The 16,553-nt window shown below is 70.8% G+C and carries 16 protein-coding genes; 8 read left to right on the top strand and 8 right to left on the bottom strand.

Features of this window, described 5'->3' with window-relative positions; translation table 11 throughout:
• Positions 1-214: 214 nt before the first annotated feature.
• Positions 215-2,368 (top strand): family 20 glycosylhydrolase, encoded by a 2,154-nt coding sequence (locus tag M4J07_RS08465; protein WP_255969074.1) that lies wholly within the window; start codon positions 215-217, stop codon positions 2,366-2,368.
• A 33-nt stretch (positions 2,369-2,401) separates the two neighbouring features.
• On the opposite strand, the gene M4J07_RS08460 is transcribed toward M4J07_RS08465, so the two are convergent.
• A complete protein-coding gene (locus tag M4J07_RS08460) occupies positions 2,402-3,838 on the bottom strand; it encodes a regulator (RefSeq protein ID WP_255969073.1) in 1,437 nt (478 codons plus the stop codon).
• Between the two features lie 217 nt (positions 3,839-4,055).
• On the opposite strand from M4J07_RS08460, the gene M4J07_RS08455 reads away from it, so the two are divergent.
• The 5 genes from M4J07_RS08455 to M4J07_RS08435 all read left to right on the top strand — a co-directional run bounded on the left by M4J07_RS08455 (position 4,056) and on the right by M4J07_RS08435 (position 7,540).
• On the top strand, positions 4,056-4,397 hold the full coding sequence (locus M4J07_RS08455) for a 5-carboxymethyl-2-hydroxymuconate Delta-isomerase (protein WP_255969071.1): 342 nt from the start codon (positions 4,056-4,058) through the stop codon (positions 4,395-4,397).
• 62 nt (positions 4,398-4,459) lie between these two features.
• Entirely contained in the window at positions 4,460-5,269 is an 810-nt protein-coding gene (lipB, locus tag M4J07_RS08450) for a lipoyl(octanoyl) transferase LipB (protein ID WP_255969070.1), read from the top strand.
• A 114-nt stretch (positions 5,270-5,383) separates the two neighbouring features.
• Positions 5,384-6,349 (top strand): lipoyl synthase, encoded by a 966-nt coding sequence (gene lipA, locus M4J07_RS08445; protein ID WP_255969068.1) that lies wholly within the window; start codon positions 5,384-5,386, stop codon positions 6,347-6,349.
• A gap of 260 nt (positions 6,350-6,609) precedes the next feature.
• On the top strand, positions 6,610-6,807 hold the full coding sequence (locus tag M4J07_RS08440) for an SCO2195 family GlnR-regulated protein (RefSeq protein ID WP_255969066.1): 198 nt from the start codon (positions 6,610-6,612) through the stop codon (positions 6,805-6,807).
• Positions 6,808-6,838: 31 nt separating this feature from the next.
• Positions 6,839-7,540 (top strand): DUF4191 domain-containing protein, encoded by a 702-nt coding sequence (locus M4J07_RS08435; RefSeq protein ID WP_255969064.1) that lies wholly within the window; start codon positions 6,839-6,841, stop codon positions 7,538-7,540.
• Between the two features lie 206 nt (positions 7,541-7,746).
• Here M4J07_RS08435 and M4J07_RS08430 read toward each other — a convergent pair whose 3' ends face one another.
• Positions 7,747-8,214, bottom strand: coding sequence for an RDD family protein (locus M4J07_RS08430; RefSeq protein ID WP_255969062.1), 468 nt, complete (start codon positions 8,212-8,214; stop codon positions 7,747-7,749).
• Between the two features lie 188 nt (positions 8,215-8,402).
• On the opposite strand from M4J07_RS08430, the gene glnA reads away from it, so the two are divergent.
• Positions 8,403-9,812: a type I glutamate--ammonia ligase gene (gene glnA / locus M4J07_RS08425; RefSeq protein ID WP_255969060.1), complete on the top strand. Its 1,410-nt coding sequence runs from the start codon at positions 8,403-8,405 to the stop codon at positions 9,810-9,812.
• A gap of 162 nt (positions 9,813-9,974) precedes the next feature.
• Positions 9,975-10,544 (top strand): DUF1269 domain-containing protein, encoded by a 570-nt coding sequence (locus M4J07_RS08420; protein ID WP_255969057.1) that lies wholly within the window; start codon positions 9,975-9,977, stop codon positions 10,542-10,544.
• Positions 10,545-10,551: 7 nt separating this feature from the next.
• On the opposite strand, the gene M4J07_RS08415 is transcribed toward M4J07_RS08420, so the two are convergent.
• Genes M4J07_RS08415 through M4J07_RS08390 form a run of 6 tightly spaced genes read right to left on the bottom strand, consistent with a single transcriptional unit; the run spans position 10,552 to position 16,506 of the window.
• Positions 10,552-11,277, bottom strand: a complete 726-nt coding sequence (locus M4J07_RS08415) for an ANTAR domain-containing protein (protein WP_255969055.1) — start codon at positions 11,275-11,277, stop codon at positions 10,552-10,554.
• A 12-nt stretch (positions 11,278-11,289) separates the two neighbouring features.
• Entirely contained in the window at positions 11,290-12,138 is an 849-nt protein-coding gene (locus M4J07_RS08410) for a GAF domain-containing protein (RefSeq protein WP_255969053.1), read from the bottom strand.
• Between the two features lie 23 nt (positions 12,139-12,161).
• A complete protein-coding gene (locus M4J07_RS08405; RefSeq protein WP_255969051.1) occupies positions 12,162-14,030 on the bottom strand; it encodes a CheR family methyltransferase in 1,869 nt (622 codons plus the stop codon).
• Between the two features lie 8 nt (positions 14,031-14,038).
• Positions 14,039-14,638 carry a chemotaxis protein CheB gene (locus M4J07_RS08400; protein ID WP_255969049.1) on the bottom strand — a complete coding sequence of 200 codons (600 nt, stop codon included), beginning with the start codon at positions 14,636-14,638 and terminating at the stop codon, positions 14,039-14,041.
• A gap of 60 nt (positions 14,639-14,698) precedes the next feature.
• Positions 14,699-16,045: a DUF2252 domain-containing protein gene (locus M4J07_RS08395; protein WP_255969047.1), complete on the bottom strand. Its 1,347-nt coding sequence runs from the start codon at positions 16,043-16,045 to the stop codon at positions 14,699-14,701.
• A gap of 17 nt (positions 16,046-16,062) precedes the next feature.
• A complete protein-coding gene (locus M4J07_RS08390; protein WP_308284742.1) occupies positions 16,063-16,506 on the bottom strand; it encodes a hypothetical protein in 444 nt (147 codons plus the stop codon).
• Positions 16,507-16,553 lie beyond the last annotated feature (47 nt).

Genomic DNA, 16,553 nt, shown 5'->3' with positions numbered 1-16,553 from the left:
CATCCCCAGACGCGCCCGTCCCCGTGGAACTGTCCGGGGGCGGGCGCCCTCACGCGGCCACCCTTGTCACGCCCGCAACTCGCCTCTACGGTCACCTGAGTCGAGCCATCAGGAGGTCATCGCCGTGCGAAGACGAGTCCGTGGACGCGTACCGGGCCCTGTTCCGCTCATCCTCTCCCTGCTCTCCCTGATCGCCGGATTCATCGGAGCTGTCGTGAACGTATCGCCCGCATCGGCCGCCGCCGCGGAGCCGGTGCCGCCGGTGCCCGTGATCCCCCGCCCCACCGACTGGACGTCCCTCGACGGCACGGTCGCCCTCACGCCCGGCACCCGGATCCTGGTGGACCCGACGAGCCGCGACCGGCTGGACCGGCCCGCGGGCCGCGCCGAGTTCCCGGGCCCGGCCCACCGCACGACGGGCCGACTGGCCACCCAGCTCCGTACCGAGATCGAGGCGGTCACCGGTCTCGCGCCGCGCATCGCGAGCGACACCGCGCACGCGGGCCCCGGCGACATCGTCCTCGCCCTGCGCGACGACACCCGGCTCGGCGCGGAGGGCTACGCGTTCGACTCCTCGACCGGCCCGGTCCGCATCCGGGCGGCCTCCACCCACGGCCTCTTCTACGGCACCCGCACCCTGCTCCAGCTGCTGCGCGCCACCGACCCGGACGGCCGCCGCACGCTCCCCCGGGCCCGCGCCACCGACGTCCCGGCCCAGTCGGTCCGCATGGTGCACCTGGACGCGGGCCGCAAGTACTGGACGATCCCGTACCTGAAGAACCTGATCCGCAGGATGGGCGACCAGAAGCTGAACACGCTGCTCATGCACCTGTCGGAGTCGGAGGGCTTCCGCCTGTTCAGCCCCAGGTTCCCCGGCCTGGCCGACCCGGCGCACAGCTACGACCGGGCCGACATCGAGGAGCTCAAGGCGTTCGCGGCCCGCCACCACGTGCAGCTGATGCCCGGCCTGGAGCTCCCCGGCCACGCGACGGCCGTCAGCGAGACGTTCGGCATCGGCTTCGGGTCGGGGCCCGACCCGTGCACCGCCGCTCACACCCACTCCCACCTCACGCCCGACTGGATCATCGACATGACCAGCGAGAGGGCGGTCGAGAAGACGAAGGAGATCGTCGCCGAGTTCGCGGACTGGTTCGACGCGCCGCTGTTCTCGATCGGCGCGGAGGAGGTGCCGGGCCGGCTCGCCGACTGCCCGCGGGTCAAGAACCACCTGGCGTCGTCGCCGGACGTCTCGACGCTCGGCGACCTGCTGAACCGCTACATCAACACCCTTGACGACGTGGTGACTTCACACGGAAAGCGCACCGCGGTCTACAACGGCTCCGAGCATCTGACGGCGCCCCAGCAGCAGGTGCACGCCCCGGTCGTCTTCCTGACCTGGGAGGGCCACGGCGGCGCCGAGCCGCAGATCCCCGGCCACGACGAGATCGCCATCGGCCCGTTCTACGTCACCCCGAACAACTACCACCACCTCTACCCCGACCAGTCGTGGATGTACGACGGCTGGCAGCCGAGCGCGGCCCCCGACATGCTCGGCTCGGGCCTGCCGAACTGGGCCGACTACAACTTCTGGGCCGAGGACGGGTACTTCGAGCAGCAGATGGCGGGCGCCCGCGCGATCCTCGCCGACCGCGCCTGGAACCGGACGCCCACCCCGGACGCGCTCGCCGGCTTCCGGGCCCGCGCCGCCCTGATCGGCGACCCGCCCGGCATCACCCCGGCCCCGTCCCGGCCGCGCGTGGACGACGGCCGCCCGAGCCACCGCTGGACCTTCGACGACGCCCCGTACCCGCAGGGCTGGACATGGGCGGGCTCCCCCGGCAACACGCTCTACGCCCGGGACGTCGCCGGTGACCTGTCCGGCACCTCGTACATCATCAACAACCCGACGCCCGTCCCCGACGGCGCCGGCGGACAGGCGTGGCGGTTCGACTCGGACCGGGACGGGGTGGGCCTCGGCGGCCTCGACGTGGCCGAGCCGTGGACGGTCTCGGTCCGGGTGCGGCCCACGGCGCGCACGGCGGACCAGGTCCTGCTGAGCTCGGCGGCGGGCGCGCTCAAGCTCCAGCAGTACGGCACCAGAGAGGTCGGCCTCACCCGCTACGGCACGGCCGACCACTCCTTCGGCCACACCCTGCCGCTCGACCGGTGGACGCGGCTGACGTGGGTGGCGACCGAGGGGCACACGACGCTGTACGCGGACGGGAAGGAGGTCGGCGCGATCGACGCGTCGATCCCCCTCCCCCTCAGGTCCGTCGGCACCGAGAAGGCGTCCCTGCGCGGCGACCTGGACGACCTCACGACCTGGGACGAGGCGCTGAGCCCGCGGGCCGTGGCCGGCCTCGGGTGACCAGGCGGGGCCGGTGCCGTGGCACCGGCCCCGTCACCCCAGCGCGGCGACCTTCTCCCGGTATCCGCGCACGGGCCCCGCGTCGCGGTACGGCTCAAGGCGCCGCTCGAACTCCCGCACGTACTCGTGGGCCCGCACCGACCGCATGTCCGCGGCAGCGGCGGCGGCCTCCGCGCCCAGGGCGCAGGCCGAGTCCAGCTCGCCGAGCCCCAGCCGGGCGGAGGCCAGCACGACCCGGCAGAACAGCCGGCTGCGCGCGAAGCCCGGCGCCCGCAGCTGCAGCGACCGCTCGGCGCTCTGCGCCGCCGCCCGGTACTGCTGCAGGTCGCGGTAGCTGTGCCCGAACTCGTCCTGCAGCTGCGCCTCGTCGAAGAACCGCGCCCAGTGCGGCACGTCGTCCCCCGACCGCCCCGCCTCCAGCGCCCGCTCCGCCCGCACCAGCGACGCCGTGCAGGCCCGCACCTCGCCGAGCACCCCGTGCCCGCGCGCCTCCACGGCGTGCAGCAGCGCCTGCACCACGGGCGGCGCCGACGCCCCGACGCCCTGCTGCGCGACCCGCGCCAGCTGCACCGCCTCCCGCCCGTGCCCGAGGTAGACGGCCTGCCGGCTCATGGTGACGAGCACGTACGAGCCGTACATCCGGTCGCCCGCGGCCTGCGAGAGGCGCAGCGCCTGCACGAAGTAGCGCTGGGCGAGGCCGTGCGCCGCGATGTCGTACGAGGTCCAGCCCGCGAGCCGGGTGAGGTCGGCGACGGCCCCGAAGAGGCGCCGTCCGGTCTGCTCCCCGTACGTGCCGCGCAGCATCGGCTCGGCCTCGTGCTCCAGGTAGCGGACGAGCGCCTGCCGGGCGTGGCCGCCGCCGTACGCGTGGTCGAGCGCGCGGAACAGCTCGCTGACGGAGCGCAGGGCGGCGATGTCGCCGGGGGTCACCCGGTGGCCGGGGCCGCGCTCGGTCTGGGTGCGCTGCCGGGGCACGGCGGGGCGGCCCTGCACGGGGACGCGGGGTGCGGCCTCGCCCCTGGCGACCCGGTCGTCGGCGCGGCCGATCAGCCAGTCGCGGCTGGGCACGACGAGCCCGGCCGGGGTGAAGGCGATCTTGCGGAGTTCGGCGTGGCTGCCGGAGTCCTTGCGCCACAGGCCGCTGACGATGTCGACGGCCTCCTCCGGCGATCCGGCGAACTCCAGGCCCGCGTAGACGGGCGCGCAGGCGTCGAGCCCGAGGTCCTGGGCGGACAGGCGGCGGCCGAGGCGCCGGGTGAACACCTCGGCGATCAGCGCGGGTGTCGTGCCGCGCGGCTGCTGCCCGCGCAGCCATCTGGTCACCGATGTCTTGTCGTAGCGCAGGTCAAGACCGTGTTCGAGCCCTAGCTGGTCGACGCGGCGCGCGAGCCCCGCGTTGGAGAAACCCGCCTCCGCGATGAGCGCGGCGAGCTGGCGGTTCGGGTTGCGCTGCGGAGGTCGTTCCGTCATCAGCTGTGCGGTCTCCTGCCTTCCGGGCCGGGGTGCAGCCCTCATGGAACGGCGCGAATGTAGCGGCGATATCCCGCCCGCCAAGGGCCTTCGCGGCGCCTTCATCCGATCGTGTGACGAACCGCCGGGTGGGTGGACAGCCGACGGCGGTCCACGGGCCCGCCGCCGCAGGCATACGATGCGTGTGCGCTACACCTGGAAGGTTGAAGGTTTCCCCGTGCCTCACATCGTCATCGACTACACCGACGGCCTCGACGGCACGGTCGACGTACCCGCCCTGGTGGCGGAGCTCCACCCGCTGGTCGTCGACCGCGTGGCCTCGGTCGGGGTGGGCAAGACGTTCGCGCGCCCCTCGGCGACCTATGTGGACGGGGTCGCGGCCCCGTTCGTCCACGTCTCGGTCGAGGTGCTCCCGGGCCGCCCGGCGGCGGTCAAGGCCGCGCTCTCCGAGGACGTACTGGCGCTCCTGGAGAAGCACCTGTCGCCGGTCACGGGCGTGACCTACTCCGTCGAGGTCCGCGATCTGGACCCCTCGTACCGCCTCTACCCGACGCATTGAGCCGCCGTACAGTGGTTCGGGGCGCGATGTGTGCACGGTGAAGTTCTAGGGAGGCGCTGGCCGTGAGTGAGTTCCGGTTCGTCCGCATGGGGTTCGGTGCGGACATGGTCGAGTACCAGGTCGCCTGGGACGAGCAGCGCCGGGTGCACGCCGCCCGGTTCGCGGACGAGATCCCCGACACCTGTCTGCTCCTGGAGCACCCGCCGGTCTACACCGCGGGCCGTCGCACCGCCCCCGAGGAGCGTCCGCTGGACGGCACCCCCGTCATCGACGTGGACCGCGGCGGCAAGATCACCTGGCACGGTCCCGGCCAGCTCGTCGGCTACCCGATCCAGAAGCTGCCGCGCCCCGTGGACGTGGTCGCGCACCTGCGCCGCCTGGAGGACGCGATGATCGCGGTCTGCGCCGAGTTCGGCATCGAGGCCGCGCGCGTCGAGGGCCGGGCGGGCGTCTGGGTCCTCGGCGACCCGATCGAGCGGCGCACGGGTCTCGGCGGCTTGTCCCTCGACTTCAATCCGCGCCTGAGCAGCGAGGACGAGGAGTTCGACCACCGCCTCGTCGGCCCGGAGTACGCGCCGTCGAACGCGGGCCAGCGCCACGAGGACCGCAAGATCTGCGCCATGGGCATCCGCGTCGCCAAGGGCGTCACGATGCACGGCTTCGCGCTGAACGTGAACCCGGACACGTCGAACTTCGACAAGATCATCCCGTGCGGCATCCGCGACGCGGGCGTGACCTCCCTCTCGTACGAGCTCGGCCGCGAGGTCACGATGGACGAGGTGCTGCCCGTGGCCGAGAAGCATCTGCAGGCGGTCCTGGGGAACGCGGACCTCAAGCCGCGCGTCATCGAGAACGCGGCGGCGTCCGCCTGACCGGCCCCGGGGGAATGCACCCCGATGGCCAGAGGTTGGCCATCCGTAAGGGCCATGAACATCACGGGCGTACCCTGATGTACGCCGAGGAATCAAAGCTTTAGGGAGCCGGTCGTGTCCGCAGTCGCACCCGACGGACGCAAGATGCTGCGCCTGGAGGTCCGTAACGCCCAGACCCCCATCGAGCGCAAGCCCGAGTGGATCAAGACCCGGGCGAAAATGGGCCCCGAGTACACGAAGATGCAGAACCTCGTGAAGTCCGAGGGCCTGCACACGGTCTGCCAGGAAGCGGGCTGTCCCAACATCTACGAGTGCTGGGAGGACCGCGAGGCCACGTTCCTCATCGGCGGTGACCAGTGCACGCGCCGCTGCGACTTCTGCCAGATCGACACCGGCAAGCCCGAGGCCCTCGACCGCGACGAGCCCCGCCGGGTCGGCGAGTCCGTCGTCACGATGGACCTGAACTACGCCACGATCACCGGCGTCGCGCGCGACGACCTGGAGGACGGCGGCGCCTGGCTGTACGCGGAGACGGTCCGCCAGATCCACGCCCAGACCGCCGACCGCGCCGAGGGCCGCACCAAGGTCGAGCTCCTCGCCCCCGACTTCAACGCGGTGCCCGAGCAGCTGGCCGAGGTCTTCTCCTCGCGCCCCGAGGTCTTCGCGCACAACGTCGAGACGGTCCCGCGCATCTTCAAGCGGATCCGCCCCGGCTTCCGCTACGACCGCTCGCTCAAGGTCATCACCGAGGCCCGCGAGTGCGGCCTCGTGACGAAGTCGAACCTGATCCTCGGCATGGGCGAGACCCGCGAAGAGGTCTCCGAGGCGCTGCGCCAGCTGCACGAGGCCGGCTGCGAGCTGATCACCATCACGCAGTACCTGCGCCCGTCCGTGCGGCACCACCCCGTGGAGCGCTGGGTCAAGCCGAACGAGTTCGTGGAGCTGAAGGACGAGGCCGAGCAGATCGGCTTCTCCGGCGTCATGTCGGGCCCGCTGGTCCGCTCCTCGTACCGGGCCGGCCGGCTCTACCAGATGGCGATCGAGAAGCGCGGCGCGTACGTCGCGTCGCAGGCGGTCTGAGCGTCCGGCGAACCCGGACCGTGTGAATTCACGCACAAGTGACTACTGATCGGTAGTGGCCGGTAAGACGCGGCCCTGGCCGTCCCCGCAGCTGAGGGGGACCGTCAGGGCCGCGTCAGTGTTCGAGGCGCGAGCGTCAAGGCTTCATTGGTGTTTGACCGCCCGGTCACGCCCTGGTAACACCAATCAGTGACCCTGAAATCACCGCTCGTGCACCCCTAGCCAAAGCCGAGACCCGTCTCTGAGGGGGGACCTCAACCATGCAGGCCGCGCCCGTACGCGCCACCGCGATCCCGACGTTCACCGACGCCCTGCGCGTCGTCGAGTCACTGCTCATGAGCAGTGGCCAGCGCACCGCTCGCCGCAACGCCTGGACCTCCGTCCTGGAGGACCGCCGCCGCGCCAAGGACCGGGTCGAGGCGCAGCGCGTCCTCGAATCCGTCGCAGCCCGGGGCTGATACCGCTTCCACGGCCACGTAGACTTCAGGCATGGCGAGGAAGGAACCTGCAGCGGACGCTGCGAATCCAGGGCGACTCAAGCAGATCGCTCTGACCTACAAGATGACCCGCAAGGCCGATTCGAAGATCGGTCTTGTACTCGCGGCTGTGGGAATCGTCACCTTCGGTGTCTTCCTCGCGATCGGCTTCTTGATCGGTCACCCGGTCTATCTCGGAATTCTCGGCTTCCTGCTCGCCTTCCTCGCGATGGCGATCGTCTTCGGACGCCGTGCCGAGCGAGCGGCCTTCGGGCAGATGGAGGGCCAGCCCGGCGCGGCTGCCGCGGTGCTCGACAACATCGGGCGCGGCTGGACGACGACCCCCGCGGTCGCGATGAACCGCAGCCAGGACGTCGTGCACCGTGCGGTCGGCAAGGCCGGCATCGTGCTCGTCGCCGAGGGCAACCCGAACCGGGTGAAGTCGCTGCTGGCGGCCGAGAAGAAGAAGATGGCCCGCATCGTGGCGGACGTGCCGGTGCACGACATCCTCGTCGGCAACGGCGAGGACCAGGTACCGCTGAAGAAGCTCCGCACCACGATGCTGAAGCTGCCCCGCGTGCTGGGCGGTCCGCAGGTCACGGCGACCAACGACCGGCTCCGGGCGATGGGCGACCTGATGTCGAACATGCCGCTGCCGAAGGGGCCCATGCCGAAGGGGATGCGGATGCCCAAGGGGGGCGGCAAGATGCGGTGACGCTGCCGCTGTCTACGTGGGAAGGGCGCTCCGGGACGTGGTCCCGGAGCGCCCTTTCGTCATGCCGTGCTGTCGTTCGGCTGCGGGGTCCGGTGGGGGCTGGTCGCGCAGTTCCCCGCGCCCCTGGAGATGCGCACTGCGTGCGCCATCTCAAGGGGCGCCGCCAGTCCGCACCCACCCCGCACCCGACCCGCGCCCGCAGACGGTCAGATGCGGACTTCGACCGACTTCGCGAGGCGGTCGTGGAGGCCGCGGCCGTCGCGGTCCCAGATCAGCGCGGGGACGGCCACACAGAGCAGCAGCGTCCGGACGACGACCCGGCCGATGCCCAGCCGCCCCCCGGCCTCCGAGACCACCCGCAACCCGAACAGCCGCTTGCCCGGGGTGCAACCGATCGTGCCGACCGTGAACACCCCCAGAGCGAAGAAGATCAGCAGCGCCCAGTTCCCGGTCGCCTGGTTGTAGCCGTGCGTGATCAGGCCGTATGCGATCAGCATGCACAGCGCCCAGTCGACGACGAGGGCCCCGATGCGCCGCCCGGGGCGGGCGATGGAACCGGGTCCGTGCTCGGGCAGACCGAGCTGCTCCCCGCGGTATCCGAAGTCCGCGCCCGACTGTTCCAAGGCCTCGCGGGGCCCGGACAGCCACGATCCCATTGCTTCCCTGTTGTCCACGCATCAACGGTACTGCGCGCCAGGCGGAGGCAGGCTCCGGCCCCCGCTCCGGTTAACTTCGGCGAAACAAATGGGTCATGCTTGAGAAATCCCGTCTGCCTATGGTCGGGTCCAGCGTGTGCCACCGCACTGGCCGCACGACCGAGCTGCAACCCCGCCCCTCCCTGGGTGGGAGTAGGAGGAGTTGGATGTTCCAGAACGCCGATGACGCCAAGAAGTTCATCGCGGACGAGGACGTCAAGTTCGTCGACGTACGGTTCTGCGACCTGCCGGGTGTGATGCAGCACTTCACGGTGCCGGCTGCGGCGTTCGACCCGACCGAGGAGCTCGCCTTCGACGGCTCGTCGATCCGCGGTTTCCAGGCCATCCACGAGTCCGACATGGCGCTGCGCGCGGACCTCTCCACCGCCCGCGTGGACCCCTTCCGCCGCGACAAGACGCTGAACGTCAACTTCTTCATCCACGACCCGATCACGGGCGAGCAGTACTCCCGTGACCCGCGCAACGTGGCGAAGAAGGCCGAGGCGTACCTCGCCTCCACCGGCATCGCCGACACCGCGTACTTCGGCCCCGAGGCCGAGTTCTACGTCTTCGACTCGGTGCGCTTCGAGACCTCCGCCAACAAGTCGATCTACGAGATCGACTCCGAGGCGGGCGCCTGGAACACCGGCGCCGTCGAGAACAACCGCGGCTACAAGGTCCGCTACAAGGGCGGCTACTTCCCGGCCCCGCCGGTCGACCACTTCGCCGACCTGCGCGCCGAGATCTCCCTGGAGCTGGACAAGAACGGCCTCCAGGTCGAGCGCCAGCACCACGAGGTGGGCACCGCCGGCCAGGCCGAGATCAACTACAAGTTCAACACGCTGCTGGCCGCGGCCGACGACCTGATGCTCTTCAAGTACATCGTGAAGAACGTCGCCTGGCGCAACAACAAGACCGCGACCTTCATGCCGAAGCCGATCTTCGGTGACAACGGCTCGGGCATGCACGTCCACCAGTCCCTGTGGGCCGGCGGCGAGCCGCTCTTCTACGACGAGCAGGGCTACGCGGGCCTCTCGGACATGGCGCGCTACTACATCGGCGGCATCCTGAAGCACGCCCCGTCGCTGCTCGCCTTCACCAACCCGACGGTGAACTCGTACCACCGCCTGGTCCCGGGCTTCGAGGCCCCGGTCAACATGGTGTACTCGCAGCGCAACCGCTCCGCGGCCATGCGCATCCCGATCACGGGCTCGAACCCGAAGGCCAAGCGCGTCGAGTTCCGCGCGCCCGACCCGTCCTCGAACCCGTACCTCGCCTTCTCGGCGCTCCTGATGGCGGGCCTGGACGGCGTCAAGAACAAGATCGAGCCGGCCGAGCCGATCGACAAGGACCTCTACGAGCTGGCTCCCGAGGAGCACGCGAACGTCCAGCAGGTCCCGACCTCGCTCCCCGCGGTCCTCGACGCCCTGGAGGCGGACAACGAGTACCTGCAGGCCGGCGGCGTCTTCACGTCCGACCTGATCGAGACGTGGATCGACTACAAGCGCACGAACGAGATCGCCCCGATCCAGCTGCGCCCGCACCCGCACGAGTTCGAGCTGTACTTCGACATCTAAGTCGACCCGAGCACAGCCAAGGGCCGGTGTCCCCCCGTGGGGCACCGGCCCTCGTGCATTCCCGGTCGGGTCCGGCCCGGTCGCCTCCTCGTGCGGAGTGGGGCAAACACTCCTAAACTCGGGCGAGATCGCCCGCACTGAATGCCTCGGAGGAGTGCAGCCATGAGCAATCTGTTCGTCGTCGCCTACAACGATCTCGCGACCGCCCAGCAGGTCCGGGACAAGATCCTCGCGATGACCAAGGAGCACCTCGTCGAGCTCGAGGACATCGTCGTGGTCGAGCGGCGGGAGAGCGACGGGAAGATCAAGCTGCACCAGGCCGTGAACCACACCGCGATGGGCGCCGCGGGCGGGGCGCTGTGGGGTGGGGTCATCGGGCTGCTGTTCCTCGTGCCGTTCGTGGGGGCCGCCGTGGGCGCGGCCGCCGGTGCGGCCGGCGGGGCCATGACGGACACCGGGATCAACGACAACTTCATGAAGGAGCTCAGTCAGAACCTGCGGCCGGGCGCGGCAGCGCTGTTCGTGCTGGTGAAGCAGGCCGCCAAGGACAAGGTCGTGCCGGAACTGGCCCAGTTCGGCGGGCAGTTGGTGCAGACCTCGCTGAGCAACGAGGAGGAGGAGCAGCTGCGCGACATGCTGAAGGCCGCGCAGGAGAAGCACGGCGCACAGCACGACACACAGGCGAGTGCGCAGGAGACGGCGCCGGACACGGCGCAGCCTGCGGAAGCCTGAGGTTCTTTCAGTCGGTGGGGAGTTCGATACGGCCCTCGATGACTTCCCGGGCCACGTCGGCGACCTTTCGCTGGCGGGATCGCGCGTAGCGGCGTAACCGGGCGAAGGCCGCTTCGAGGGTGAGTTCGTGCCGGGCGGCGAGGATGCCCTTGGCCTGTTCGACGACGACCCGGCTGGACAGGGCGTGCTCCAGCTGCCCCGCCAGCACCCGGCTCTCGCTCACCTCACGCTGCAGGGACAGGGTGTGTCCCGCGATATCGGCGAGGGAGCGGGACAGTTTCAGGGCCCGCTCGTCGAGGAGACTGCCGGGCGCCGTGAACAGGACCAGGGAGCCGGCCGGGCCGTCCTTGGAGAACAGCGGCAGCGCCGTGACGCGGCCGTGGCCGAGAGCCAGGACGCGCGGGGACCAGCGTGGCCAGCGCACCTGCGTGGGATGCGTGGCCACGTCCACGTCGATGAGGGCGCAGCCCGTCGTACGGGCGTCGTGGCCGGGCCCCTCCCGCCAGCCGACCGCGTCCGCGGCCAGTGCCTGGAGTGCGCCGTCGGTGCCGTCGGTCTGGATCGCGGCGGCGCCGCCCGGGGTGTACTGGACGATCGCTCCACGCGCGCCGAACAACCGCCTGCTGCTCTCCACGAGGGCGGCGAGCAGGGCCTGCGTGTCGAGCGGATCGCGGGCGGCTTCCCCCGTCAACTGGGCGAAGACCGCGGCAAGTTCCTGCTCCTGCAGCGTCACGGTGGCGACCTCTCAGCCGAGTTTGAGTAGTCCTGCGACGATATCCCGGGCCACCTCGCCGACGGTCCGGCTGTCGGCGAACGCTCGCGCTTTGACCAGTTCCAGCGCATCCGAGACGTGACAGCCCATCTGGACGGAGACCATTCCGGCGGCCTGGTGCACCTCGGGCCGGTGGTCGATCTCGCCGAGCAGGCCGTCGCCCGCGTCGCGGCCGAGGATGAAACTGCGGGTCAGAGCGTCGGCGACCCACACAAACCGCGTGATGTCCGTGGTGGCCGAGCGCGGGTCGAACACGGCGAGGGCGCCGACGCAGTCCCCCGGCACCTGGAGCGGCACGGCGACCACCCGGCCGATACCGAGCGACTCGATGGCCGGTCCGTATCCCGGCCAGCGGGCCCGCAGCGCGGTTCCGGACGCGGCGACGGGGACCAGCGCGGCCACCGCGTCCCGCGCCGGACCCTCGCCGAGCGCGTACTCCAAGTCCTGTGCGTGGCGGGCCGGTTCGTCGGACGCGGCAGCGGCCAGCTGGTTGCTGTCCGCGTCGATGAGGGTCACCGCCACGCTCGCGGTGTCGCACGCCTCCGCGACTCCGGTCATGAACAGGGGCGGCGGACCGCCTCTGCGCGTCCATTCGGCGGTACGGACGGCGTGGGCCTCGAGGAGGTCCGCCGTCACCCGGTGCCGCGCGGCCGTCGTGCGATGGATGTAGGCCATCCTGAAGTGCAGCTCGGTCCTGGTCTCCGTGGCGATGGCCTCGTGCTTGTCGGCCAGCTGTTCCTCACGGTCGGCGCGCTCGCGCGCGCGGACCGCCCTCTGCCACACCGTCGCAGCGCCGTCGGGCACTTGGTCCCGGGCCGTCATGCCCTCAGCCTACGCCGCCGGAGTCACTCCGTACCGTCGCTCCGGCCTTCTTCCATCAGCAGGACGACACCGCCGCGGTGGCCGTCGAACGGGCTGCACTGGACGGTGCACGTGATGCTGCGGCCCAGCCGGTTGACCGCGTTGATCACCGCCGTCGCGCCGCGCTTGCGCGTCTTCATGCAGTCCTCGACCGTGGAGAGCAGGTCCTGGGTCGGCAGGCCGAAGTCCAGGCCGAAGAACGGCTCGTCGACCACCTCGTCCTGCCGCAGTCCCCACAGGTCGGTGGCGCCCCGGTTCCAGCTCCTGACCCTGAACCCCTTGTCGAGGACGACGACGGCGGCCGCGATGGAGGTGAGGACGCCCTCCAGGAAGGCGCGGGCCTCGTCCAGCTCCTCGCTGCGGATCCGCATCTCCTCGTTCATGGTCTCCAGTTCCTCGTTGCCCGACTGGAGTTCCTCGTTGGTGGTCTCCAACTCCTCGTTCGTGGACTGGAGTTCCTCGTTCGTGGTCTCCAACTCCTCGATGGAGGACTGGAGTTCCTCGTTCGTCGTCTCCAACTCTTCGTTCGTGGACTGGAGTTCCTCGTAGGCGGTCTCCAGGTCCTCGCGCACCCGCTTGACCTCGGCCTTGAGCTGCGTGGCGACCGTGACGTCGGTGAAGGTGATGTTGGTGGCGGCGGGCAGTCCGGCCGAGCCGACGAGCGGCTGGATGAGGATGTCGAAGTACTGGACGTCGTCACCCACCCTGCGCTCCGCCCCGTTGACCCGCAGGGTGCGGCGCTCGTGCGTGGCCTGCTCGATCAGGGAGCGCAGCTCGACGGGACGGTAGGAGATCTCCAGGTCCTGGAAGGGGCGCCCGATGTCGTTGGCGGTCAGTCCGAACTGGACGCGGGCGTGGTTGTTGATGAGGACGACGATGCCGTCGACGTCGACCGCGAGGGCGGCGCCCGGCGAGGCGTCGAGGATGAGGTCGCGCAACTGCCTGTTGCGGGTCACGCTCTGGACCTCCAGCCCGAAACCCTGCCGCATCTTGACCGGAACGGGCTGGTAGGGCGTCGACGACTCGCCGGGCCGCCGCCGGAAGACCCGCTGACGCATGCTCATCACGTCGAACCGGTCGGAGTCGTTGAGCAGCATCTCGGCCTTGCCGAGGAAGAGGAAGCCCCCCTCGCGCAGGGCGAAGTGGAACCGGTCGATGATCTGCGTCTGTGCCTCGACGTTGAAGTACATCAGCGTGTTGCGGCACACGAGCAGGTCGAGGCGGGAGATCGGGGCGTCGCGGGTGATGTCGTGACGGCCGAAGATGACCCGGCGGCGCAGGTCGGAGCGGAAGCTGTACTGCGAGCCGTTCTGCTCGAAGTACTTGTCGCGCAGTTCGGGGGCGAGCGGTTCGAGGGTCTTGGCGGGGTAGAGGCCGGAGCGGGCGTCGCGCAGCGCCTCGTCGTCGACGTCGGTGCCGTAGATCTTGACCCGGTTCAGCGCCTCCTCCAGGCCGAGGGCCTCGGCGAACATGATGGCCAGCGAGTACGCCTCCTCGCCGCTGGAGCAGCCCGCGCTCCACACCCGGATCTCCTCGTCGCCGCCGACCTGCGCGAGGAGCTCGGGCACCACCTCGCGCTGCAGGAACGTCCAGGCGTCGGCGTCGCGGAAGACCGAGGTGACGTTGATCAGAATGGTGTTGAACAGGGCGCCGAACTCGCCCGCGTTCGTCTCCAGCTGGTCGCGGTAGTCGTCGTACGAGTCGATGCCGACGTCCGACATCCGCTTGCGGATGCGCCGTCCCAGGGACGAGCGCTTGTAACCGGAGAAGTCGAATCCCCGCGCGTCCCGCAGGAATTCGAGCAGCCCCTCGAGCTCCTCGTCCGTCTCTACGTCCTGCGCGTCAGCCGCCATGGTCCGTCCTACTGCCTCTTGATGTCGACAAGTCCCCGGATCACCGTGGGGATCTCCTCCAGAGGTAGCACGAAGTCAACTACTCCCGTACCCACAGCCGCCTCCGGCATGCCGGAGAATTCGGCGGTCTCCGGATCCTGGGCGATCACGGTACCGCCCCGCGACTTCACCGCGTCGACACCCATGGCGCCGTCGTTGCCGGTTCCCGTGAGGACGACGGCCACGGCGCGGGATCCGTAGGCGCCCGCGACCGACTCGAAGAGCAGGTCGGCGGAGGGCCGCAGGAAGTGGACGAGCTCGCTCCGGGACAGGGTGAGCGTGCCGTCGGGTCCGACCAGGAGGTGCCGGTCGGGCGGCGCGATGTAGACGGTGCCGGCGTGGGCGGGCTCGTCCTGTTCGGCGAGCTTGACGGTCAGATCGGTGCGGCGGTCGAGGATCTCGGCCAGCACGGTGCGGTGGCGCGGGTCCAGGTGCTGCACGATCAGCACGGGTACCGGGAAGTCCGCTCCGAGGCCGCCGAGCAGGGTCGCAAGGCCGTGGATGCCGCCGGCGGACGCGGCGACGGCGACGACGGCGAAACTGTCGGCGGTGCTGAGATTGGACGGCACAGTACGAGCGTAGTCCCGCGCGGGCCGTCGGAGCGGCGCATGCGGTGGCCGACGGACTGGTCAGGCGCCGGGTGTGGCGGTCAGGACACCGTCCGAGACGGCGCGGCGCAGGACGGCGTGGTCGCGGTCCGTCTGATCCGCGTAGCGCAGGGCGAACGCGGCGACGGCCCGGTCGAAGGGGTCCGTCTTGCCGAGGTAGGCGGCGATGGCGATACGGTCGCCGGAGCGGGCGTGGGCACGGGACAGGGCGACGCCGCACAGCCGGGCGTAGGCGGTGAGCTCGTCGGGGCGCATGACGGCGACGTCGGCGGACCCCTTCATGTCGCGCAGCTGGCGCCAGTAGAAGGCGCGGCCCTGGGGACCCGTCATCCAGCCGAGGAAGATGTCGCTCGCCGCCTGGAGGAGGCGCTGTCCCGAGACGACGCGGTGGCCGGGGTGGATGTAGGGGCCGTGGTACGGGACGTGGTCCTCGATCACCGAGCGGGTCGCCTCCTTGATCTGGAGGAAGAGCGGGTCGTCGGTGTCGCGGCCGGCGAGCAGCACGATGAAGCAGCGGGTGCCGACGCTGCCGACGCCGACGACCTTGCGGGCGGCGTCCACGAACCGGTACCGGTCCAGGAGGCGGCGGCGTTCCTCGGCGAGCGTGGAGCGGTAGTCGCCGAACATCTTGCGGATGGCCGCCGCGTCGGAGACGCCCGCCGGCTCCAGCAGGGGCGGGTCGTGGACGATGCGGCGGCGGCCGTCGGGCGTGGTCTCGGTGAGTTTGGCGAGGGCGTGGAGGCTGGTGCGCCGGGTGGCCTGGGCGAGGGTGTGCTCGGCGCGGCGGCGGTGCCGGGCGGAGCGGATCAGCGGCAGCAGGTCGTGGGCGTCGATGCGCTCGTACCAGACGGCGAGCTCCCCGAGGCCGGCCAGTCTGCGCATGTTCGTGCGGTACGCGGCGGTCGCGGCGAGGGCCGCGCGGTGGGCCTCCTTGTCGCTGTGGCCGTTGCCGCGGGCGGCGACGGCGACCGACGCGGCGAGTCGTTTGACGTCCCACTCGAAGGGGCCGGGATACGTCTCGTCGAAGTCGTTGAGGTCGAAGAGGAGGGAGCGCTCGGGCGAGGCGAACAGGCCGAAGTTCAGCAGGTGCGCGTCGCCGCAGAGCTGGACGGTCAGTCCGGTGTGCGGGTTCGCCGCGAGGTCGCCCGCCATGACGGCCGCGGCTCCGCGCAGGAACGCGAACGGGCTCGCCGCCATCCGTCCGTACCGGATGGGCAGCAGGTCGGGGAGCCGGTCGGCGCCCTGCCGTTCCAGGACGACGACGGGGTCGGGGCGGTCGGCGGCCGGTATCCAGGGGGCGTGCGCGGACCGGGGGGCGTGCTTGCGGGCACGTTTTCCCTGGGCTGCGCGGTCGGCGGGGCTGCTCATGGCGTACGCCCCGCCGTTCAGTGGCGCAGGGCGCGCGTGACGTCGGCGGTGATGTCACCGTCGAGGGAGCGGTGGCTGCGGGCCGTGGCTTCCTTAGACGTGCCTGCCTCGACCCCGTTCACGTTGAGCGCGACCGTGTCGAGCGTGTTGCCGCCGCTGTCCTTGAAGGAGACGAGGACGAGGTACGACTTCGTGGACGAGGCCCCGTTCGTGGCCGTCACCGGCACCGTGGCGCGGTCGCCGTCCTTGGTCACGTCGCCCAGCTTCACGTCGCCCTTGGCGTCGACGCCGTTCTTGAACTCGTCGATCTTGTCCTGCGCCTCGGCGGTCGCGGACGCCAGCACGTCGGCCGCCTTGGAGGCGGCGTCGGAGGGGCTGGTGTCGCTGTCGGAGCAGCCCGCGACGCCGACGGCCAGAGCTGCCGCCAGCACGGTCGCGCCCACCGCTCGTCCACCTCGCATGCCGGCCATCCGAACACCTCCGCTCGCGCGCTCCACTGCGTCCGCCC

Origin of the sequence: Streptomyces longispororuber, from assembly GCF_024448165.1 — a bacterium.
In the GTDB taxonomy this organism is placed as follows: domain Bacteria; phylum Actinomycetota; class Actinomycetes; order Streptomycetales; family Streptomycetaceae; genus Streptomyces; species Streptomyces longispororuber_A.
Note: the sequence above shows the minus strand (reverse complement) of the source record. Positions and strands in the feature narration are given on the sequence as shown.

What these genes read in the sequence shown, in the direction of transcription:
- M4J07_RS08460 (WP_255969073.1), bottom strand. Translation starts at nt 3,838, where the DNA reads ATGACGGAACGACCTCCGCAGCGCAACCCGAACCGCCAGCTCGCCGCG.
- M4J07_RS08440 (WP_255969066.1), top strand. Translation starts at nt 6,610, where the DNA reads ATGCAGGCCGCGCCCGTACGCGCCACCGCGATCCCGACGTTCACCGAC.
- M4J07_RS08435 (WP_255969064.1), top strand. Translation starts at nt 6,839, where the DNA reads ATGGCGAGGAAGGAACCTGCAGCGGACGCTGCGAATCCAGGGCGACTC.
- glnA (WP_255969060.1), top strand. Translation starts at nt 8,403, where the DNA reads ATGTTCCAGAACGCCGATGACGCCAAGAAGTTCATCGCGGACGAGGAC.
- M4J07_RS08420 (WP_255969057.1), top strand. Translation starts at nt 9,975, where the DNA reads ATGAGCAATCTGTTCGTCGTCGCCTACAACGATCTCGCGACCGCCCAG.
- M4J07_RS08410 (WP_255969053.1), bottom strand. Translation starts at nt 12,138, where the DNA reads ATGACGGCCCGGGACCAAGTGCCCGACGGCGCTGCGACGGTGTGGCAG.
- M4J07_RS08405 (WP_255969051.1), bottom strand. Translation starts at nt 14,030, where the DNA reads ATGGCGGCTGACGCGCAGGACGTAGAGACGGACGAGGAGCTCGAGGGG.
- M4J07_RS08395 (WP_255969047.1), bottom strand. Translation starts at nt 16,045, where the DNA reads ATGAGCAGCCCCGCCGACCGCGCAGCCCAGGGAAAACGTGCCCGCAAG.
- M4J07_RS08390 (WP_308284742.1), bottom strand. Translation starts at nt 16,506, where the DNA reads ATGCGAGGTGGACGAGCGGTGGGCGCGACCGTGCTGGCGGCAGCTCTG.